We start from the raw sequence: 20,313 nt of genomic DNA, 5'->3' as shown, positions 1-20,313 counted from the left end.
ATGTCGCTATCCGCTGCACACCGGGCGACATGCATTAGCCGAGGGCAAGCCTGACACCCTCGGCGAGATGCTCGGCATCAGCCTTGTTCTCGAACGGCACGCCGCGCAGCGCATAGTCGATCGGCGAGAACGGGGCGCCCTCCTCGATGAGTGCGATCTGCCGCCGCGCCTTCTCCATGTCGCCCATCTGGGCATAACAGGCCGCGAGCCGCGTGCGGATCCACGGCGCTGGACGCGTTGCCAGTTCCAGTGCGTCGGCCGCCTGCCGGTACTCGCCCATCATGTAGAGCGCCAGCGCGCGATCGAACTGGTACCAATGCGGGTGCAAAGGATCGATGCGGATGCCGCGTGCCAGCCAGGTCAGCGCTTCCAGCGGCCGGCCGCGCATGGTCAGCAGCATGCCCATCTGCTCGATGCTGTCGGCATCGTAAGGGTTGAGCTGTAGCGCAATGCGCATGTGGTGCTCGGCCGCCTCGTGATCACGCATGTAGAGGCGGATCAGCGACTGCACGCGATGACCGGTCGGCTGGTCCGGCGACAGCGCCAGGCCCTTGTCGGCAAGGTCGCGCGCGTTTTCCAGCACGGCATCGCTGGCACGCCCGAATTCGCCGTCGAGCGAGCGCGCCAAGCCGAGATAGGTGTAGGCCAGCCCGTAATTCGGATCCTTGGCGATCGCCGCCTCGAACAAGGCCTCGGCGCCGCGCTGGTCGGTCTGGGCCGGATCGCGCAGCAGCGCAAAGCCACGTATCAGGAGCTCGTAGGCGGCAAGGCTGGTGACCGGCTTGCGTGACGCCTGCTGCAGCCCGGCATTGGCGACCCGCGTGACCAGGCGGCTGACGATCTGCTCGACGATCTCGCGCTCGATGGCGAACAGGCCTTCGCCATGCGACTGGTAGCGGTCGCCCCAGAGTTGGCTCGCGGTGGCGATGTCCACCAGACTGACAGCGACCACGACATGCTCGCCCTGACGGCGCAGCGAGCCCTCGACCAGATAGTCGGCGCCGATGCGGGCGCGGATCTGCGGCCACTCGTCTCGGCCGAAGGAGGCAAAGGAGAAGCTGGAGTTCCGCGCCAGCACAGTGACGGTGCCGAAGCGCGCGACGCCATTGATCAGGTCTTCCGCGAATCCATCGACCATGGCCTCGTCGGCCGGATCGCCGCTCTCATTGCGGAAGCGCACCACGGCGACGATCGGCTGCGTGCTTATCTCGGGCGCCGCTTCGGCTTCCGCTGCCAGCATGTAGCCACGCTTGGAGACGGTGCGCACCATGTCGTCGCCCAGCACCTTGCGGATCTCGCGCACCGACTGCGTCAGCGAATCCTCGGTGACGTAGACGCCCGGCCACACGACATCCATCAGTTCCGATTTCGGCACCACGCGGCCCATGTTGCGGGCAAGATGGGACAGCAGCGCGAAAGCCTTCGGGCGCAAGAACAGCGGCTCGTTGACGCCGCGCAGCGTGCCCATGGCAAGGTCGAGCGTGAACCCGCCAAAACAAAAGGCCTGATCGGCTGTCGCCGGCGCCATCGGGACACCTCTCCCCGGACAATGCTTTGCGCCGCATCGCTTCCACTCGACGCGGCATGGTCTAAGCGCATTATTGCCCAGCGCGCAATTTCGATCAAACTGGCCGGCGGCGCGAGGGCTAATGTCGCCGCGCCAAATGCGAGGAACCATGAACCCGACCGAGAAAGCGCTGTGGTTTGTCGAAAGCCATCTGCCGGACGCGATCAGTCTCGACGAAATAGCGCAAAGCAGCGGCGTGTCGCGCTTCCATGTGACGCGCGCCTTCGGCGCCGCCACGGGACGGTCGGTCATGGGTTATATGCGGGCGCGCCGCTTGAGCGAAGCGGCGCGCAAGCTGGCCGGCGGCGCACGCGACATCCTCTCGGTCGCGCTCGATGCCGGCTACGGCTCGCATGAGGCGTTCACACGGGCCTTTCGCGATGAATTCGGCACCACGCCGGAGCTGGTGCGCGCGCAAGGCTCGACCCGAAACCTCAACCTCGTGGAGCCCATTCTGATGGACAGTTCGCTTCTCGCCACACTCGAGTCGCCGCGCTTCGAGACCAGCCGCCCCTTCCTCATCGCCGGTCTCGGCGAGCGCTACAGCTGCGAGACCAGCGCCGGCATTCCCATGCAATGGCAGCGCTTCGCCCCCTATATCGACAACATTCCAGGCGAAGTGCCCGGCGTCTTCTACGGCGTGTGCACGAATGGCGACGATGCCGACAATTTCGACTATGTCGCCGGCGTCGAGGTGACGGATTTCTGCGACTTGCCGACGGATTTCTACCGTGTGCGGGTGCCGGCGCAGAAATATGCGGTGTTCTCGCATCGCGAGCACATCTCGACCATCCGCCGGACCATCAACACGATCTGGAACAGCTGGCTGCCGGCCTCCGGCCACGAGATCGCCGACGCACCGGAATTCGAGCGCTACGGACCCCAATTCGACGCGCGCACCGGCAATGGCGGGTTGGAGATCCGGTTGCCGGTGAAGGGGTGAGCGCCTTCCTTCAGCTTGCGGGAGAAGGGAAAGAGCTAAAGCTCCAGATCCCACGTCTGCCCGACCAAGTCCCTGCCGAAGGAATGGTGGCGCTCCTCGTCGACCAGCTTGAAACCCACGGCCTGGTAGATGCGGCGGGCCGCGCCCAGTATGTCGTTGGTCCATAAGGTCAGCGTCTTGTAGCCCTTGGCGCGCGCGAAGGCGATGCATTCGTCGACCAGGCGCGCGCCGATGCCAAGGCCACGCGCCGATGGCTCGACATAGAGCAGCCTGAGCTTCGCCACCTCCGGCGACTTGCGCACGACGAAGACGGAACCGACAATCTCGCCCGCGCGCTCGGCGATCCAGGCACGCTCCCACTTCGGATCGAACTTCCTGACGAATTCGCCGAGGATCTCGGCGACCAGCACCTCGAAGGTCCCGTCCCAACCATACTCCTGCGTATAGAGCATGCCCTGGCGGCTCGTGATCCAACCGATGTCGCCAACCTGCAGCGGCCGCAGGATGTAGGCTTCCTTCGGTTCGGGTTTGTCGCCGAGCAGCTCCTGTACGGTACGCATGGCCTTGACCAGCCGCTCCTGGTCGACAGGCGCCAGGCGATCGAGCAGCGCCCGCACCTGGTCGTGCGAATCCTGGTTGAGCGGCGCGAAGGCCTGCCTGCCCGCGGGCTTCAGCGCGATCGAGGCGCGGCGCGCGTCCGCCTCGGTGGCTTCGCGCTCGACCAGGCCGCGCTCCTCGAATTTCTTGAGAAGACGGCTGACATAGCCGGGGTCGAGGCCAAGCTCGCGCACCAGGTCGCTGGCGACCAGCCCCTCGCGGTTGGCAAGCTCATAGAGCACCCGCGCCTCGGTCAGCGAGAACGGGCTCTTCAACAGGCCCTCGTCGAGCAGGCCGATCTGGCGGGTGTAGAAGCGGTTGAAGGACCGGATCGTATCGATGCGCTCCTTGCCGGGGTGGTCGTGGATCGTCATGGGAGATCCTCCTGTCCTGGACAGGATCAACCATTTAGTTGACTCAGTCAATGAATAGGCCACGCCTTCGTCATTCCAGGGCGGAGCAAGGAGCGCAGCGACGCGCGCAGACCCTGGAATGACGACCTCACGGTCACCAGTGCGAATAGCGAGCGCTGAAGCGTCCCTCACCCCATCGGCAGCACCGGCCAGAACTCCACGATGCGCCCGGCCGAAAACACCGCAATCGCCCCGAAATGCTGCAGGACCGCCTCGCTCTGTGTCGGCCGCAGGAAGGCATAGTCGCCGGGTTTCACGGTCGCCCTGGCGGGCAGGCTCATGAACTGCTGGTTGGACGATAAGCCGATCAGTCCGTTCGGCTTCATGCCTTCGGGAAACACCGGCTCGGCCATCCACTTGCCGCCATAGAGATAGCAGCCCTTGCGCGCGAAGAGACCGAGCGACTGCAACGCCCTGGAAACCGCCGGCGGCCCCGGCAGCATCGCATCGAGCGCCTTGAGGATCGGCGTGGCGATGAAAGCCGCCGGCTGGAAACCGCCGAGGCCGGGCGTGTCGAAATCCTTGGGCAGCACGAAGGCCGAGCCGATCGACACTTCGTTAGCGACGCCCGAGCCATGCAGCAGCGCCGTCTTCGAGCCGCCGATGTTGAGGATGCGGCGCGCCTCCGGCTCCAGCGCATCGATGAAGCCGGCAGCCTTGGTCGAGGCCTGCTTCAGCGCCTTCTCCGCCCCGCCGAATAAACCGGGGATTTCCGGCGCATGGGCCTCATAGGCCATGATGCCTTCGCAGTGCAGACGATCCGGTATCGGCAGCGCCTTGATCTCGGCGGGGCTGGAAAAGCCGCCGCGATGCAGGCCGACGTCCACCTCGAAAGCGAAGCGCAATTCGGTGTCGAGCGCGGCGGCCAAGGCGCCATAGTCGGCCAGCCGCTCCGGCGTATCGATCAGCCAGCAGACGCGCGACCACCAGCCGGCGCCGCCTCTCGTCAGCGCGGCCCTGGCGGCGCCGACCGGCATCGGCTTGCCATAGAGCAGGTCGCCCTCGGGAAACGCGTCGAGCACGGCCTGCGTCACCGGCGGATGGAAGGTCATGAAGCGGTTGGTTTCGAGTGCTCGCGCGATGTGCAAGAGCAGCGGCATGCAAGGCAGCGACTTGTCGACCAGTCGCACCGCCAGGCCCGGCGCCAGCCTCTCCTTCACCAGCGCGATGTTGCCGTCCAGCCGGCCGCGGTCGAGAACAAGGCAGGGCCGGAAAATCTCGGCGGCCCGCAATGCGTCGGACAGAGCGGTGAAATAGGCGCTCATTGTTGGATCCCGAACAGGCCGGCCATGTAAGGCGAGACGAAACGGTTTTGCGGATCGATGTCGCGCCGCACCGCCATCGCGTCGTCCCAGCGCGGATAAAGCTTCTTGAAATCCGTTGCCTTCAGGCCGTGCATCTTGCCCCAATGCGGCCTGCCGCCATACTTGCGGAAGATCGGCTCGGCGGCGCGCATGAAGGGCAGCGGGTCGTTGGCCGCATCCTGGTGGATGGCGATCGAGCAGGTCAGCCTTTTGTAGAAAGGCGAAAGCCAGAATTCGTCGGGCGCCACCGAACGCACCTCCATCGGGAAATAGACTTCCGGGAAGTGCTTCTCCGTCAGCGCGATGATCTCGGCCAACGCCTTGGGACCTTCCTCGTAAGGCAGGTGGTACTCCATCTCGTTGAATTTGGTGCGACGGTCGCTGGCGTAGACGTTGAGCCAGTCCTGCACATAGTCCTCGGAGGGCACTTTCTTCACCGCGCCCCTGATCAGCGCGCGGCGCAGCGACGGCAGCCAGCGCAAAGCGGTGCGCAGCTTGCGTAGCGTCGCCAATCCTTCCTCGTCGTCCTCGGTCGGCCGCGGCGTCGGCGCTGCGCCACTGAGATCGCTGGCAATGAACTGCACGTAGTCGGCGAAGGGAATGTAGTAGAATTCGGCCGAGCGATGCGCGGCCATCATCGTCTCGAAGTTTTTGAGCATGTCGCCGACCGGCAGAACCCATTTGCGGCGGCGCAGCCGATAGGTCGCCATGTTGTTCATCGTCACTTCGGTCGCCACGCCGAAGCTGCCCATCGCAACGCCGGTGGCGTGGATCATGTCCAGGTCGTCTGCCCGGCTGTAGTCGCGCAGCTTGCCTTGCCCATCCACCAGCTGCAGCGCCTCGAGCTGTGTGTGATAGGCGCCGAGCGCGGAGCCCGAGCCGTGCGTTGCCGTGCCCAGCGCGCCGCCGATCGCCTGACGGTCGATGTCGCCCATGTTGGGCAGGCCCTGGCCGATGTCCTGCAGGATGCGCATCAGGGCGCCGAGCCTGGTTCCCGCCCTCACCCGCGCCCGGTTGGCGACAGCGTCATGCGAGACCAGCCCCTCGATCTTCTCCAGCGAAACGATGGTGCCGTCGGATTGCACCAGCGGCGTGAAGGAATGGCCGGCGCCTGCGACGCGCAGCGGTCCGGGCGCCGAGCGCACCAGCTCGGCCAGTTCCCCGGCATCGGCCGGGGTCGCGATCAATTGCGGGGAAGCCGTGACGAAGCCCGACCAGTTTCTCCAGGCGGCTGCCATCCCAATCCTCCCGCTCAGGCCCGGCCGCGCCGGCGCGCGACCAGCACGAAGACGCCGAGCAAAAGCACGCTGGCCAGAGCGGTGGCGGCGGCGAATTCGGGCACGGGCCGGAAATTCTCGCCGTCGATCAGAAGCGAGGCGGCGATCGGGCCGATGGCGAGGCCGAAGAGTTGCGCGGCCGGCACCAGGAGTGCTGCGGTGCGCGTCTCGTCGGCTGTGATGGCGAGGCGGATCTGGTAGGGCACGATGAAGAGCAGGATGAAGCCCATCACCAGCGCCACGGCCCAGAACGTCGAAAGCCCCGGGCCGGCGGCAAGCAGCACCGAGCTGATCGCCGCGATGACCCCGATGGCGGTGATGGCAAAACGATAGTCGATGCGCGCCTCGAAGATCGTCGCGGTCATGGCGCCGAGCACCTGCGCGGCAAGGCTCGCCGACACCATCAGACCGACGGTGCGGCCATCAATGCCGAACTGCGCGCCGATGGGCTCGAGGAAAGCCCAGACGGCGCCGAAGAACATGAAATAGCAGAAGATCGACAGGAGCGCGGTGAGCGCCGGGACGGTCGCCACATTGGCGAACTGCTCTTCCTTTGGCAGGTCGGCATAGTCGTCCGGCACGGTCCAGGCGACGACAAGCGACAGCAGGCAGACGATGCCGAGCGCGATGAAGCCGCCGGCCGAGCCGGCTCGCGGCACGGCATAGAGCGCGAGGATCAGCGCCAGCGCGCATTGCGCCAAGGTCTGCAGCGTGACGAAATAGCCGCCGATGCGCTCGGCGCGACGCGAGCGGGCGATCAATTCGGTGGCGACCGCGACCAGCCCGCCCTCCGCCAAGCCGGCCAGCGTGCGCGCGCCGATCAGCGCATTGGGAGTACCGGCATAAGCCGTCCAGAAATTGGCGAGCGCGAGCAGCACGAGCAGCACCGCGCTCTTCCGGCACATGTTCCTGGCAGGGAGCAGCATCGCCACTACGCCCGAGCCGATGGCGATGGCGATCATCTCGGCGGTGGCCACCAGCGCGAGTTCGTCGCCGGTGACATGGCCCTCAGTGTAGAGCGCACCGAGCAGCACCGGCTGCAGGCCAAGGATGAGCAGGCCGACCGAGCCGATCCACAGCGCCGAGGCGAGCTGCAGTCCGGTCGGATTGCCGACAAGCCATTCGTCATTTTCCGCCTGCGCGGCTTGCGATGCGGTCACGAGTGCCCCTCCCTTGCAGCTCGATCGAAAAACTGACAAGTTGTCAGTATTTCACGAAACTGATACTTGATCATGTTTCTTGTCAACCAAGAATTCGCGAGCTCCCACGGGATTTGGCGCATGACGCAGACAAGGCGAACGGCGACGGAACCGCGGCGCAGGCCGAAGCAGGAGCGCAGCCGCGAGCGCATCGACGCGATCCTCGCCACCACCATGCGGCTGATCGGCGAAAAGGGCATCGACGCGGTGACGATGAAGGAAGTCGGCGCGCTGGCCGGCGGGCCGATCGCCACCGTCTACCACTATTTTCCGTCGAAGTCGGCGATCCTGGCGATGCTCTATGAGCGGTTTTCCGAGGAAAGCCGGGCGCGATTCGGCGCCATCATCGCCGGGATAGGCGGGCTGGGCGACGTGACCGCGGCGGCCGACCGCCTGCTCGACGATTATTATGCCCGCGTCGCCGCCGACCCGGCCATCCAGGACCTGCAGAACGCCATCCAGGCCGACAAGGCGCTGCAGCATCTCGACATCGCCGAGACCAGGCATCAGGCGAAGATGTTCTGCGACCATGTCGGTCCGATGATCGAGCCGGAGCGGCGCGAGGCGTTCGGGCGCGTCGTGTTCCTGATCTTCCAGCTTGCCGGCGGCGTCGTGCGGCTGGCGCTGACGCAGGACAAGGAAGAAGGCCGGCGCACGATCGACGACTATCGGTCGATCATTCACACGCAGTTGCGGTTGTTTCTATAGGTCTCGGCTTGCTGAAGAATGGAACCGTGGAGTTCCTTCGCGCCCCCCTCTGTCCTGCCGGACATCTCCCCCACAGGTGGGGGGATTGGCAGCTTCGCCGGCGGCGCCCTTTCTTCAACGTCGGAGAGTGGCGAAAGCCGGCGCCAGCTGATCTCCCCCCTCGTGGGGGAGATGGCCGGCAGGCCAGAGGGGGGCGCTGTCCCGCCAGCATTGCGAAGATCTCCTAAGACACATCCAGCTTCGGCCCCAGGATCTCCACCAGCCAGTCCACGAACACCCGCACCCGTGGCGACAATTGTCGGCTGCGCGGATAGAGCACCGAGATCGGCGTCGGCGTCGGCGGGTTGCCGGGCAGCACCTCGACCAACCGGCCGGCCTCGATGTCGGCGGCGAAGCGGCGGCGCGGCGCCTGGTAGAGGCCAAAATCCTGGCGCACCAGCGTGGCGGCGGTGTCGGAATTGGAGACCGTGACGCGCGATGGCAGCACGACCTCGCGGATCTTGCCGTCGACGGTGAACTCCAGCGGCATCACCTGGCCGGTGCGCGACGAGACGAAGCCGATCATCATATGCCCGGCGAGCTCGTCCAGGGTGCTCGGCAGGCCGTGACGCTCGATATAGGCGGCGCTGGCGAGTGTCGCTTCGCGCGCCATGCCGATGCGGCGCGCGATCATGTCGCTGTCGGGAAGCGTTCCGGCACGCACCACGCAGTCGACGCCCTCGCGCACCAGGTCGACGAAGCGATCGCCTTCGCCGATATGCACGCTGAGCCCGGGATGGCGCGCGAGCAGCGCCGGCAGTTCCGGGATGACCAGGGTGCGGGCCAAATGGCCGTTGATGTCGATGCTGAGCCGCCCGCGCACTTCATGCGCGCCAAAGGTGCCCTCGGCGTCCTCGATGTCGGCGAGAATGCCGAGGCAGCGCTGGTAATAGGCCTCGCCGTCGAGCGTCGTGGTGACGTGGCGCGTGGTGCGGCGGAGCAGTTGCACGCCGAGCCGCTCCTCAAGCTGCTTGATCGCGGCGGTGGCGCTGGAGCGCGGCAGGCCGAGATCGGCGGCAGCCGCGGTAAAGCTGTGGCGTTCCACGACGCGGGCGAAGAGCCGCATGCTGTCAAACCGATCCATCGCCGATTGTTCGCATAAACTGAATAGTGTTGGCAATCCATGCCCGATTATATCGAGCGATCAGGCGAGTATATCCATCTCCATCCAAGAAGAAGGAGATTTCGCCATGACCACTCGTCCCATTGCCCTCATCACCGGCGGCAGCCGCGGCCTCGGCCGCAACACCGCGCTCAACCTCGCCCGCCGGGGTGTCGACGTCATCGTCACCTATCGCTCTCGCGCCGATGAGGCGAAGACGGCAATCGCCGAGATCGAGGCCGCCGGGGGCCGGGCCGCCGCGCTTGGGCTCGATACCGGCGCCATCGCCAGCTTCCCGGCTTTCGTCGCGGCGTTGAAGAAGACGCTTCACGAAACCTGGCAGCGCGACCGCTTCGACTATCTCGTCAACAATGCCGGCACCGGCCTGCGCAAGATGATCGCCGAGACGACGGAAGAGGAATTCGACACACTGATGAACACCCATCTCAAGGGCGTATTCTTCCTCACCCAGGCGCTGCTGCCGCTGATCGACGATGGCGGCCGCATCATCAACATCTCGAGCGGGCTGGCCCGTTTCGCCGCGCCCGGATCGTCGGCTTACGCGATGATGAAGGGCGGCATCGAGGTGTTCACGCGCTACCTCGCCAAGGAGCTTGGCGCGCGCGGCATCACCGCCAACACCGTGGCGCCAGGCGCCATCGCGACCGACTTCAATGGCGGCCATGTGCGCGACAACGCCGAGATCAACCGCATGGTGGCCGGCGTCACCGCGCTCGGCCGCGCGGGCGTTGCCGACGACATCGGCCCGATGATCGCCTCGCTGCTGTCGGACGACAATCGCTGGGTCAACGCCCAGCGCATCGAAGTGTCAGGCGGCATGAACATCTAGGTGACCTGGCGGATCAGTCCCTCGAAGCCGTCGGCAAGGTTGGCATTGCCGGCGGCGATGAAGCTCGACAGGTTCCTGGCTCGCCCGGGCGTCTTGTTGGCGTCGAGCAGCACCGCCCTGCCCTCGTGCATGACGAAGTCGAATTTTCCGTAGTCAAAGCCGAGCCGGCGCCTTAGCGCGCGCAGTTCGTCCGGAACCGGAACCGCCTCGCGGCGGATGGTGTCGTCGCCCTTGACGAGGCTCTGCGGCGAGACATGGCGGGTGCAGCGCTCGCGCTCGCCGCAGAACAGCCAGAAGCGGGCGGCAAAACCGTCCGGCTCCGGTTCGGGAATGAATTTCTCGACGACCAGATCCTGGCGCTCGAAGGCCTCGGCCGGAACGTCGGCGAGCGAGGCATGTATCTCATATTTGTCGAAAGGTTCGACGCCGGGAAACGGCTCCGGCCTGCCGGCGCGCCGCGCGCGCTGGTTCAGTTGCTGTTCCGGCGTTCCCCAATGGTTGAGGCTGCTCTTGACGATGACCTGTCCCTGCCAGTCGTCGCCTTGGCCAATCACGGCGCCGCTGATGCGGCGTTTCGAAATATCGGCCGTCCCAAGGTTGAGGCAGAAGGCAAAGCGCCGCGCATAATCGACATAGTCGGGCGGCGTCACGGTCACGTCGAGATGCAACACCGCGATGTCGGCGGCCGGCTTCGCCGAGGTGCCTCTCAATATCTGGACCGAATGGCCGCGGCGCTTCAGCTCTTCCAGCAGGTCGAAGAGCATATATGGGCTATCGCGGCGCATCAGCAGTCCGCGCCGGCTCTGGAAGCGGTCGAACTCGTGCGTGATCACCGCGATGCGCGCCATGCCCGCCCCCCACTTGGCTTATCGAGCGTCGTCGATTATTCGATCGAATACAACGCGCTGCTGGGCTGGGGTTTGCATGACGCAACATTGGAATGCAATTCGCAAGCACTGGCAGTTGCTCGGCTCACCTCTGCGGCCGCCGGCGGAGGTGGTCGAAACTTACGACCGCGAGCTCGACCTTGCCCGGTCGCACGTCGTGATGTTCGGCGTGACGCCGGAGCTCGCCGGGCTGGGTGCCAGTATGACGGCGGTCGACGAATCCGCCGACATGATTGCCGGCATCTGGCCAGGCGACACAGAAACGCGCAAGGCGGTGCAAGGCGACTGGTTCGACCTACCGTTTCCAGGCGCAAGCGTCGATGCGCTGATCGGCGATGGATGTCTCTCGGTTATCGGCGCCGCGGACCTCAGGCGCACACTGTTTGCTTCGATCGCGCGCGCGCTGAAGGCAGACGGGCGCGCCGGCATCAGGCTTTATGCTTCCCCCGAAACCCGCGACGAACGTCAGGAAGTCCGCGCCCTGGCGCTGAGCGGTGGCGTCGCAACCTTCCACGAGCTCAAATGGCGCGTGGCCATGACCGCGACAGGCGGCGCGCCGGACTACACCATACCGGTTAGGGGCATCCTCGAACAATTCGAAGCGCTGTTTCCGGATCGCGAAGAGTTGGCGGCTCGCACAGGATGGGAGCTGCCGGTCATCGGAACCATCGACGTCTACCGCAACTCGTCGGTCATCTACAGTTTCGCCCCCGCGGCAGCACTCATCGATGAAGCCCAGACCTTCTTCGATGATGTCCGGCTGGCCTCGACCGGCACATACGGGCTCGCTGAACGCTGCCCGCTGCTGGTGCTGCGGTCGCCGAAGCGCCGGGACTGACGGACGAGATTGCTCGTCGGCGCCTCGCGACACCCGGTGCTTTTCGGGCTGGCGTTCCGCGTGAGAAAAATTTCGCGTCGCCTCCCCCTTGCGCGCGCCTTGACTCCGGCAAGGCGCCGGCCTATTTCAGCGCCACGTTAGCACTCGTCTTTGGTGAGTGCTAACCCATATCCGGCCTCGCCGGATGGAGGAACAGTTCTCACCGTTCTCATTCGAGGAAGAAAACATGGCAAAGTCCAAGTTCCGCCCGCTTCATGACCGCGTGGTCGTTCGCCGGGTCGAATCCGAATCCAAGACCGCCGGCGGGATCATCATCCCGGATACGGCGAAGGAGAAGCCGCAGGAAGGCGAGATCATCGCCGTCGGTTCCGGCGCCCGCGACGAAGCAGGCAAGCTCGTGCCGCTGGATGTCAAGGCCGGCGATCGCATCCTGTTCGGCAAGTGGTCGGGCACCGAAGTCAAGCTCAATGGCGAAGACCTTCTGATCATGAAGGAATCCGACATCATGGGTATCATCGGCTGATCATCGGCCTCACCTGAATCTTCATCTTCGGGCTCTTCCCGAGCCCCTGCCAGGAGCTAAAACATGGCTGCCAAAGACGTAAAATTCTCCCGCGATGCCCGTGAGCGCATGCTGCGCGGTGTCAACATCCTCGCCGACGCGGTGAAGGTCACCCTCGGCCCCAAGGGCCGCAACGTCGTCATCGACAAGTCGTTCGGCGCCCCGCGCATCACCAAGGACGGCGTCACCGTCGCCAAGGAAATCGAGCTCGAGGACAAGTTCGAGAACATGGGCGCACAGATGGTCCGCGAAGTCGCTTCGAAGACCAACGACATCGCCGGCGACGGCACCACGACCGCAACGGTTCTGGCGCAGTCGATCGTCCAGGAAGGCCACAAGGCGGTTGCCGCCGGCATGAACCCGATGGACCTGAAGCGCGGCATCGACCTCGCCGTTGGCGACGTCGTCACGACGCTGATCAAGAACGCCAAGAAGATCAAGACCTCGGAAGAAGTTGCCCAGGTCGGCACCATCGCCGGCAATGGCGATGCCTCGGTCGGCTCGATGATCGCCGAAGCGATGCAAAAGGTCGGCAATGAGGGCGTCATCACCGTCGAGGAGGCCAAGACCGCCGAGACCGAGCTCGAAGTCGTCGAAGGCATGCAGTTCGACCGCGGCTACCTGTCGCCCTACTTCGTCACCAACGCCGACAAGATGGTTGCGGACCTGGAAGACGCCTACATCCTTCTCCACGAGAAGAAGCTCTCCAACCTGCAGGCCATGCTGCCGATCCTCGAGGCTGTCGTGCAGACCTCGAAGCCGCTGGTCATCATCTCGGAAGACGTCGAAGGCGAGGCTCTGGCCACGCTGGTCGTCAACAAGCTGCGTGGCGGCCTGAAGATCGCCGCCGTCAAGGCGCCGGGCTTCGGTGACCGCCGTAAGGCCATGCTGGAAGACATCGCCATCCTCACCGGCGGCCAGGTCATTTCCGAAGACCTCGGCATCAAGCTCGAGAATGTCGGCCTCAACATGCTCGGCCGCGCCAAGAAGGTGTCGATCTCCAAGGAGAACACCACCATCGTCGACGGCGCCGGCAAGAAGGCCGAGATCCAGGGCCGCGTTGCCCAGATCAAGCAGCAGATCGAGGAGACCACCTCGGACTACGACAAGGAGAAGCTGCAGGAACGTCTCGCCAAGCTGGCCGGCGGCGTTGCCGTCATCCGTGTCGGCGGTGCGACCGAGATCGAAGTCAAGGAAAAGAAGGACCGCGTCGATGACGCCCTCAACGCGACCCGCGCGGCCGTCGAAGAAGGCATCGTTCCCGGCGGCGGCGTCGCGCTTCTGCGCGCTTCGCTGAACATCAAGGCAACCGGCGCCAACTCCGACCAGACCGCTGGCATCAACATCGTTCGTCGCGCCCTGCAGGCTCCGGCCCGTCAGATCGCGTCCAACGCCGGTGCGGAAGCATCGATCGTTGCCGGCAAGATCCTTGAGAACAAGGGCGCGACCTTCGGCTACAACGCCCAGACCGGCGAATATGGCGACATGATCGCCATGGGCATCGTCGATCCGGTCAAGGTCGTGCGCACCGCTCTCCAGGACGCGGCCTCGGTCGCCGGCCTGCTGGTCACCACCGAAGCCATGATCGCCGAGGCTCCGAAGAAGGAGTCGGCTGGCGGCATGCCCGGCGGTATGCCTGGCGGCGGCATGGGTGGCATGGGCGGCATGGACTTCTAAGAAGTCCATAAAGCACGCCCATCAACTAACATTGCTCAAGCCCGCAAACGGGCTTGAGTGGCGGCATGGACTTCTAATCCAGGCTACCAAGCTGATACGGAAAGGGCGCCCAGAGGCGCCCTTTCTTGTTTTGCGAGGATTATCGGGGCGATCAACGTTTGATCGGCATTCCGAAACGAAATCGCTTCGCCGTGAAGATAAGTCGCCGCAACGCCTTCAGGCCGGCCGCGAGCTTTCCCTCAGCCTTCATTGCCCGGTCCGTCCAGCATGGCCTTCACGCCTTCCAGATCGACACCAACGAAGGAAGCGACGGCCCATCCGCTAGAGGCCGCGCAGCGACCAGCCTTTCCGCGAGGTCGACCGAAATACCTTGCTCGGCCAGCAGGAAACCGGCCCGCTCGTTTCTGCCACGCGAGAAACATGGCGCGTGTCCGGTTGCAGCGGCCGGCGCGAAAGCAGCGGCGTCCAGTCAACGCCGCCGGCAGGCACCTCCCCCGAGCCGGAAAGCGCCACCTCGGCGGAGGCGTTGTACTTGAAATGCGCGGTTTCAGTCGAGATTCCTGGCAAATTGCGGTCCGCGAACCGCCTGATCCGACTGTCTGCGCCCCAACGCCCGCGCCCGAAACCGCTTCGCCGCCGCCCCGTTGCGGCAAGACCTGGGGAGTTAAGCCGATATTTCCGGAGCCGGCAAAGCCCTTTATCCTAAGGCGGTAGCGTCCGCCTCCCGGGCTACCTTGCCGGCAAGCACCGCTTGCTCGACCAGCGCGGCCACTTCGTCGGCGACAGTCAAGACCGGCGTGCGGTCGCGGGTGGCGCGGGCGATCACCATAAGGCCCTCCAGCGAAGATTCGACCAGCAGGGCCAGCGCCTGCGCGCGCCGCTCCGGCACCCCTGCCCTGACGAAAGCCTGGCGCAGCAGTCCGATCCACTGCTCGAAGGCCGACCGGCAGATTTCAGCCAGGTCCGGCACATCGTTCGGAGCATCGAGCACCAACGGCGCGACCGGGCAGCCGAGCGAGAATTCGTTCTCTTCCAGCATGCGGGCCACCGACTGGTAGATGTGGTGCACGGCAACGGCTGGGTCGCTTTCCTCCAACAGCGCGGCGCCAAGCCGCTCGGTCACATCGGCGACACTGGCGCGCGTCACTTCGATGACCAGTTGGTCCTTTCCGCCCGGGAAATGGAAATAGAGCGACCCGCGGGGCGCGCCGCTGGCGCTCAAAATGTCGTTGAGCGACGTGCCGTGATAGCCACGCTGCCGAATGAGCAGCCCGGTCGCCTCGATCATGCGGGTGCGTGTGTCCGTCGCCACGTCGACCTCTCGACTGTCAACCTCTGTCAGGAGCTTGCATTATAGGACTTGCCCCTAATATGACAATCGGTCTACATAATATGTAAATCGGTCTACATATTTGAGAGACAACAATGCAAACCTATCGGCTCGAGGGGCAAGGCAGCATCGACAAACTGGCGTTGCGCGAGGAGGCGATGCCGCAGCCAGGTCCGCGTCAGATCGTCGTGCGGGTGCGCGCCACCTCGCTCAATCGCCGCGACACGATGATCCTCAACGGCACCTATCCTCTGGCACCCCGCGCCGGCATCGTGCCGCTGAGCGACGGCGCCGGCGAAGTCGTCGCAGTCGGCGACGGTGCGACCCGCTTTGCCATCGGCGACCGCGTCACCGGCAGCTATTTCGCGCGCTGGATCGACGGCCGCATGCATCCGGGCATCGTCGATCAACTCGGCTGCACGCTGGACGGCATGCTCTGCGAATACGCGCTGCTCGACGAGCAATGGGCCGTGCGGCTGCCCGACCACCTCTCCTGGCAAGAGGCGGCGACCTTCACCTGCGCCGGGCTGACCGCCTGGAGCGCGCTGACGGGCGCCGAGATTCCAAAGCCCGGACAATGGGTTCTCACCATTGGCTCAGGTGGCGTCGCGCTGTTTGCGCTGCAGTTCGCCAAGCTCATGGGCTGCCGCGTGGCCGCCGTCACCTCGCGCCCGGAGAAGGCCGACAGGCTGCGGGCACTCGGCGCCGACCTCGTCATTGCGGCGGCCGAAACACCGGAATGGGGCGTGAAATTGCGCGAGGCGACCGGCGGGATCGATCTCGTCGTCGAGACCGGCGGCCCGGCGACTTTTACGCAATCGCTGATCGCCAGCGCGCTTTACGGGCGCATCGTGCTGCTCACCGTGCAGGACCACAACGGCAAATCGGTCGAGATCCCGGGCGCCGTCTACCAGCGCAGCCTCGTCACCATCGGCCGGCTGTTCGTCGGCAGCCGCAACGGGCTGGAGGCGATGCTTGCCGCTGTCGCCGCGCACCGGCTGAAACCCGTCCTCGACAAGGTCTTCCCCTTCGCCGAGGCGCGCGAGGCCTACCGTCATTTCCAGCGGGGCGACGTCTTCGGCAAGGTCGTCATCGATGGCGCGTGACCACCACACTTTCCTGCAAACAGAGAGGAGACCAGCCATGACAATCCGTGAAGCCTCGGCCCAGTGGCAGGGCACGCTCAAGGAAGGATCCGGCCGGCTGCGGCTGGGCAGCGGCGTGTTCGAAGGCGCTTATTCCTTCCCGTCGCGCTTCGAGAACGGCCCGGGCACCAATCCGGAAGAGCTGATAGCGGCGGCGCATGCCGGCTGCTTCTCGATGGCGCTTACCGCCATACTCGGCGGCGAAGGCCACACGGCCAAGAACATCCACACCATTGCCAAGGTGCATCTCGGCGCGACCACGGCTGGGCCGACGATTACCCGCATCGAGCTCGAGACCGAGGCGGGCATCGCCGGCATCTCGGCCGAGGACTTCGAGCGGCTGGCGCAAAAGGCCAAGGCAGCCTGCCTCGTCTCGCGGGCACTGGCCGGCGTCGCCTCAATCACGCTCAAGGCGAACCTTGCAGACCACTGAAACGGAAGGAGGAAAATCCAATGACCCAGGAATTGATCATCGACATCGCCGCGGCCAAGCGCTCCGCCGAGACGGCGGAAATCATGCGGCGCTACAACGACGTCTTCCAGCGTCACGATCCGTCGGCCCTGGACGAACTGGTGGCGCAGGACTGCGTGATCGAGAACACCACGCCGGCGCCGGACGGCGCCCGCCGCATCGGCAAGGCCGCCTGCGTCGAATTGTGGTCGGCGATCGCCACCGGACCCGACACCCGCTTCGATGTCGAAGAGACGTTCGTCGCCGGCGACCGCGCCACGATCCGCTGGCGCTTCTGGATGGCCGATGGCAGGTCGCTGCGCGGCGTCAACCTGATGCGTGTCGCGGATGGGCAAATCGTCGAGGCGATGGGCTATGTGAAAGGATAGGGCCTGGCGCGGAAGAGCCGCGCTCAGGCCCAGTCCGGAATCCGTCCCCGCCAGGATCTGGATCCCGGGCAAGCCGCGGCCTACGAGACGACCCGATTGAGTTTCACGAAGGTCTTGGGACTGCGCTGGATGGTCTGGAAGACCACGCAGTAGCGATCGGTGAGTTCCATGAGCTGGGTCAGCCGGCCTTGCTCGACATCCGACTCGATGTCGAAGCGCAGGCGGATTTCCTTGAAGCCGACCGGCACACCTTCGGTGACGCCGAGCGTACCGCGAAGATCGACGTCGCCCTCGGCGGAAATCTCCGCCGACTTGATCGGAATCTCCAGCACGGCCGCAGCCGCCCGCATCGAGACGCCGGCGCAGGCGATCAGCGCCTCCAGCAGCATGTCGCCGGAGCAAAGCTCCCGCCCGCTGCCGCCGGCCTTCGGATGGATGCCCGCCAAGGCAAGACCGCGTCCGGTCTCGACCTTGCAGGTCACCTTCGAGTCGTCGGGATTGCCCCTGGCCTTCAAGGTAAGAAGTGCCGCCCGCGCGTCCTTGCGATAAAGATCCTTGATCGGCTCCTGCGTGGCGCGAAACGTCGCGATATCCATTGCTGTTCTCCTGTCGTGAATTGCGGTTGTCTGAAATCGTCGGCCATCGTCCGGACCTATTCCGGGACGGCGATGCCGGAGCCGCCGAGCTCGGCGGGAAAATCCTTCAGCTTCGGCAGTCCGTCCTTCATCGGCAGGACCGTCTCTGCGTAATTGACATGGACCCCCGGCTTGAATTCCACCATCGGTATGGTGGCGGCATAGACGTCGACCAGCCCGAGCGGCGGATGATCCGTCATCAGATGACCGCCGCATTTGGTGCAGAACTGGCGGTCGCTCATTTCGGACTTCTTGAAGCCGGATAAAAACTCCGCGCCCTTGGTGACCTTGACGTTCCGTGGCTTCCACAGCGTGAAGGCATTCACCGGAGACGCCGACCACGACCGGCAGGAACCGCAATGGCAGTAGCCCATTGCCTCGGCGGTTCCGTGGACTTCGATTTCCACGGCGCCGCAAAAGCACCCGCCCTTATGTACCGTCATGACTTTCGATCCTTATCCAGGTTTGGTTTCGACCGTGCTCAGCGCCGGTTGAGACGGCACCGCACAGTGCTGGCGGGGTTTAAAGCTTCCGCCAACGAACGGAATGACGCGGCGTCCGCCTTACTTGACAGCTCGTCCGGAACTGGAAAGGGATGTCGCGCCGGATTGCCGCGCGGCTTGCGGGAAATGGGTGGAATGGCCGGGGATGCTCTTTCTGACCTTTTGAAAACGGTGCGCCTCACCGGCGCGACGTTTTTCGACATCGAAGGCCACGACCCGTGGGCCGTCCATTCGCCCGCGCCGTCGTCGATATTGCCCAAGGTACTTCCCGGCGCGGATCACCTGATTTCCTATCATGTGGTAACGGCCGGCCACTGCTTCGCGCGGATCATCGGCGACGAGCCGATCCCGATGGAAGCCGGCGAAGTCGTGGTCTTCACCAGAAGCGACCCGCACATCATGTCGAGTCATCCCGACTTGCGCACCGACCCGCCGACGGCCGACGTGCTCGACATAGCGACTGCGGGCCGAATGCCTTTCTACATCAACTGCGCCGGCGGCGGCTCGCGCTCGGTCAGGCTGATCTGCGGCTATCTCGCCTGCGATGCCCTGCCCTTCAATCCGCTGCTCGAAGCGCTGCCGCCCGCCATCAAGGCCGGCGATGCCAGGGGCGATGGCGGGTGGCTCGGCCAGTTCATCAGGCAGGCGGTCTCGGAGGTGGCTGACAAGCGGGCCGGCAGCGAAACAGTGCTCACCAAGCTCAGCGAGCTGATGTTCGTCGACGTGCTGCGCCGCTATGTGGAATCGCTGCCGCCGCAACAGACCGGTTGGCTGGCGGGCCTGCGCGATCCGCATCTGGGCAAGGCGCTGGCGCTGATCCACGACCGGCCGGCGCACAATTGGACGGTGGATGCGCTGGCGAAGGAGTCGGCATTGTCGCGCACCGTGCTTGCGGAGCGCTTCACCAGAATCGTCGGCATGCCGCCGATGCACTATCTCGCCAAATGGCGCATGCAGATCGCCTCGGAACTGCTCAGCGCCGGCAACAGCAACGTCGCCAGCATCGCTGCAGACATCGGCTATGAATCCGAAGCGGCGTTCAGCCGCGCCTTCAAGAAGATGATCGGCGTCCCGCCTTCTGCCTGGCGGCTCGGGGTTCGGGCTGCGGCCGGCTCCGGAAGCGACGAGGCTTCCGAAACCGAGGGCTGATCGTCCGTTAGCGATCGGCCAGCGCCAGCTTAGCGCCGAGCATGACGAAGGCGGCGGCAAAACTGCGGCGCATCCAGGTCAGCACTTTCGGCCGCGACACGATGTGGCTGCGCACCGACGCCGCGAACACGCCGTAGATGGCGAAGACGACGAAGGTCATCAGCATGAAGACGCCGGAGAGCTCGAGCATCTTGGGCAGCGCATGCGGCTCGTTGGTGCTGACGAATTGCGGCAGGAAGGCGAAGAAGAAGATCGACAGTTTCGGGTTGAGGATGTTGACCAGGACGCCGGAGGTGATGGTCCTGGCGGTCGAGCGCGGCGCGGCGTCCTCGTCGATGCTGAGCCCGCCTTTTTCCTTCAACGTGTTCCAGGCCATGTAGAGCAGATAGGCGACGCCGAGATATTTCAGCGTCTCGAAGGCGATGGCGCTTGTGTGCAGCACCGCTGCGAGGCCGGTGATCGCGGCCGCCATATGCGGGATGATGCCCAGCGTGCAGGCGAAGGCGGCGATAATTGAAGCGCGCGCGCCGCGCGAAAGACCGGCGCTCAGCGTGTAGAGGACGCCGGTGCCGGGCGAAGCCACGATGATCAGCGACGTCAACAGGAATTCGATGCTCATGGATTTCCTCCGCAGCCCTGCCCGACGGGAAGGTACCGGGAGGAATGGGTGTCGGCAAGCGGCGGAGAGCTTGATCTCCCCCCTGTGGGGAGATGGCCGGCAGGCCAGAGGGAGCGCGAAGGAACGCGG

21 protein-coding genes are annotated in these 20,313 nt (G+C 65.1%); 10 read left to right on the top strand and 11 right to left on the bottom strand.

What is annotated here, in order from left to right; translation table 11 throughout:
* Positions 1-34 precede the first annotated feature (34 nt).
* A complete protein-coding gene (locus FJ424_RS07485; protein ID WP_140656942.1) occupies positions 35-1,528 on the bottom strand; it encodes a winged helix-turn-helix domain-containing protein in 1,494 nt (497 codons plus the stop codon).
* A gap of 148 nt (positions 1,529-1,676) precedes the next feature.
* On the opposite strand from FJ424_RS07485, the gene FJ424_RS07480 reads away from it, so the two are divergent.
* Positions 1,677-2,510 carry an AraC family transcriptional regulator gene (locus FJ424_RS07480; RefSeq protein ID WP_140656940.1) on the top strand — a complete coding sequence of 278 codons (834 nt, stop codon included), beginning with the start codon at positions 1,677-1,679 and terminating at the stop codon, positions 2,508-2,510.
* A gap of 35 nt (positions 2,511-2,545) precedes the next feature.
* On the opposite strand, the gene FJ424_RS07475 is transcribed toward FJ424_RS07480, so the two are convergent.
* The 4 genes from FJ424_RS07475 to FJ424_RS07460 all read right to left on the bottom strand — a co-directional run bounded on the left by FJ424_RS07475 (position 2,546) and on the right by FJ424_RS07460 (position 7,261).
* Positions 2,546-3,481, bottom strand: a complete 936-nt coding sequence (locus FJ424_RS07475) for a bifunctional helix-turn-helix transcriptional regulator/GNAT family N-acetyltransferase (protein ID WP_140656938.1) — start codon at positions 3,479-3,481, stop codon at positions 2,546-2,548.
* 167 nt (positions 3,482-3,648) lie between these two features.
* Positions 3,649-4,785, bottom strand: coding sequence for an alanine racemase (locus tag FJ424_RS07470; protein ID WP_140656936.1), 1,137 nt, complete (start codon positions 4,783-4,785; stop codon positions 3,649-3,651).
* The gene (locus FJ424_RS07465; RefSeq protein ID WP_140656934.1) at positions 4,782-6,062 is read right to left on the bottom strand and encodes a D-arabinono-1,4-lactone oxidase; all 1,281 of its coding nucleotides are present in this window, start codon (positions 6,060-6,062) and stop codon (positions 4,782-4,784) included. Before FJ424_RS07465 ends, FJ424_RS07470 begins: the two co-directional genes overlap by 4 nt.
* Before the next feature lie 14 nt (positions 6,063-6,076).
* Complete coding sequence (locus tag FJ424_RS07460; protein ID WP_140656932.1) at positions 6,077-7,261, bottom strand: MFS transporter; 1,185 nt, start codon at positions 7,259-7,261, stop codon at positions 6,077-6,079.
* 120 nt (positions 7,262-7,381) lie between these two features.
* Here FJ424_RS07460 and FJ424_RS07455 point away from each other — a divergent pair, with 120 nt between their 5' ends.
* Positions 7,382-8,008 (top strand): TetR/AcrR family transcriptional regulator, encoded by a 627-nt coding sequence (locus FJ424_RS07455; RefSeq protein WP_140641069.1) that lies wholly within the window; start codon positions 7,382-7,384, stop codon positions 8,006-8,008.
* Between the two features lie 223 nt (positions 8,009-8,231).
* Here the strand turns inward: FJ424_RS07455 and FJ424_RS07445 are convergent, their stop codons facing one another.
* On the bottom strand, positions 8,232-9,131 hold the full coding sequence (locus FJ424_RS07445; RefSeq protein ID WP_140656930.1) for a LysR family transcriptional regulator: 900 nt from the start codon (positions 9,129-9,131) through the stop codon (positions 8,232-8,234).
* A gap of 106 nt (positions 9,132-9,237) precedes the next feature.
* Here FJ424_RS07445 and FJ424_RS07440 point away from each other — a divergent pair, with 106 nt between their 5' ends.
* Positions 9,238-9,999 (top strand): SDR family oxidoreductase, encoded by a 762-nt coding sequence (locus FJ424_RS07440; protein ID WP_140656928.1) that lies wholly within the window; start codon positions 9,238-9,240, stop codon positions 9,997-9,999.
* Here the strand turns inward: FJ424_RS07440 and FJ424_RS07435 are convergent.
* Positions 9,996-10,847 (bottom strand): hypothetical protein, encoded by an 852-nt coding sequence (locus tag FJ424_RS07435; RefSeq protein WP_140656926.1) that lies wholly within the window; start codon positions 10,845-10,847, stop codon positions 9,996-9,998. The genes FJ424_RS07440 and FJ424_RS07435 overlap by 4 nt on opposite strands.
* Before the next feature lie 76 nt (positions 10,848-10,923).
* Here FJ424_RS07435 and FJ424_RS07430 point away from each other — a divergent pair, with 76 nt between their 5' ends.
* The 3 genes from FJ424_RS07430 to groL all read left to right on the top strand — a co-directional run bounded on the left by FJ424_RS07430 (position 10,924) and on the right by groL (position 13,963).
* Positions 10,924-11,724: a class I SAM-dependent methyltransferase gene (locus FJ424_RS07430; RefSeq protein ID WP_140656924.1), complete on the top strand. Its 801-nt coding sequence runs from the start codon at positions 10,924-10,926 to the stop codon at positions 11,722-11,724.
* Positions 11,725-11,950: 226 nt separating this feature from the next.
* Positions 11,951-12,247 carry a co-chaperone GroES gene (gene groES, locus FJ424_RS07425; protein ID WP_006203049.1) on the top strand — a complete coding sequence of 99 codons (297 nt, stop codon included), beginning with the start codon at positions 11,951-11,953 and terminating at the stop codon, positions 12,245-12,247.
* Positions 12,248-12,310: 63 nt separating this feature from the next.
* Positions 12,311-13,963 carry a chaperonin GroEL gene (groL, locus tag FJ424_RS07420; protein WP_140641057.1) on the top strand — a complete coding sequence of 551 codons (1,653 nt, stop codon included), beginning with the start codon at positions 12,311-12,313 and terminating at the stop codon, positions 13,961-13,963.
* 697 nt (positions 13,964-14,660) lie between these two features.
* Here groL and FJ424_RS07415 read toward each other — a convergent pair.
* The gene (locus FJ424_RS07415) at positions 14,661-15,275 is read right to left on the bottom strand and encodes a TetR/AcrR family transcriptional regulator (protein ID WP_140656922.1); all 615 of its coding nucleotides are present in this window, start codon (positions 15,273-15,275) and stop codon (positions 14,661-14,663) included.
* A gap of 113 nt (positions 15,276-15,388) precedes the next feature.
* Between FJ424_RS07415 and FJ424_RS07410 the strand changes: the two genes are divergently transcribed.
* Genes FJ424_RS07410 through FJ424_RS07400 form a run of 3 tightly spaced genes read left to right on the top strand, consistent with a single transcriptional unit; the run spans position 15,389 to position 17,278 of the window.
* A complete protein-coding gene (locus FJ424_RS07410) occupies positions 15,389-16,399 on the top strand; it encodes an NAD(P)-dependent alcohol dehydrogenase (protein WP_140656920.1) in 1,011 nt (336 codons plus the stop codon).
* Between the two features lie 37 nt (positions 16,400-16,436).
* A complete protein-coding gene (locus FJ424_RS07405) occupies positions 16,437-16,871 on the top strand; it encodes an OsmC family protein (protein WP_140656918.1) in 435 nt (144 codons plus the stop codon).
* Positions 16,872-16,891: 20 nt separating this feature from the next.
* Positions 16,892-17,278 carry a nuclear transport factor 2 family protein gene (locus FJ424_RS07400; RefSeq protein ID WP_140656916.1) on the top strand — a complete coding sequence of 129 codons (387 nt, stop codon included), beginning with the start codon at positions 16,892-16,894 and terminating at the stop codon, positions 17,276-17,278.
* An 80-nt stretch (positions 17,279-17,358) separates the two neighbouring features.
* On the opposite strand, the gene FJ424_RS07395 is transcribed toward FJ424_RS07400, so the two are convergent.
* Both FJ424_RS07395 and FJ424_RS07390 read right to left on the bottom strand, forming a co-directional pair.
* A complete protein-coding gene (locus tag FJ424_RS07395; RefSeq protein ID WP_140656914.1) occupies positions 17,359-17,874 on the bottom strand; it encodes an OsmC family protein in 516 nt (171 codons plus the stop codon).
* A 56-nt stretch (positions 17,875-17,930) separates the two neighbouring features.
* A complete protein-coding gene (locus tag FJ424_RS07390; protein ID WP_140656912.1) occupies positions 17,931-18,356 on the bottom strand; it encodes a GFA family protein in 426 nt (141 codons plus the stop codon).
* A gap of 195 nt (positions 18,357-18,551) precedes the next feature.
* Between FJ424_RS07390 and FJ424_RS07385 the strand changes: the two genes are divergently transcribed.
* Positions 18,552-19,565, top strand: a complete 1,014-nt coding sequence (locus tag FJ424_RS07385; protein WP_181166966.1) for an AraC family transcriptional regulator — start codon at positions 18,552-18,554, stop codon at positions 19,563-19,565.
* 7 nt (positions 19,566-19,572) lie between these two features.
* Here FJ424_RS07385 and FJ424_RS07380 read toward each other — a convergent pair whose 3' ends face one another.
* The gene (locus FJ424_RS07380; protein WP_140656908.1) at positions 19,573-20,184 is read right to left on the bottom strand and encodes a LysE family translocator; all 612 of its coding nucleotides are present in this window, start codon (positions 20,182-20,184) and stop codon (positions 19,573-19,575) included.
* Between the last annotated feature and the right edge of the window lie 129 nt (positions 20,185-20,313).

Source organism: Mesorhizobium sp. B3-1-8 (genome assembly GCF_006439495.1).
Classification (GTDB): Bacteria; Pseudomonadota; Alphaproteobacteria; order Rhizobiales; family Rhizobiaceae; genus Mesorhizobium.
Note: the sequence above shows the minus strand (reverse complement) of the source record. Positions and strands in the feature narration are given on the sequence as shown.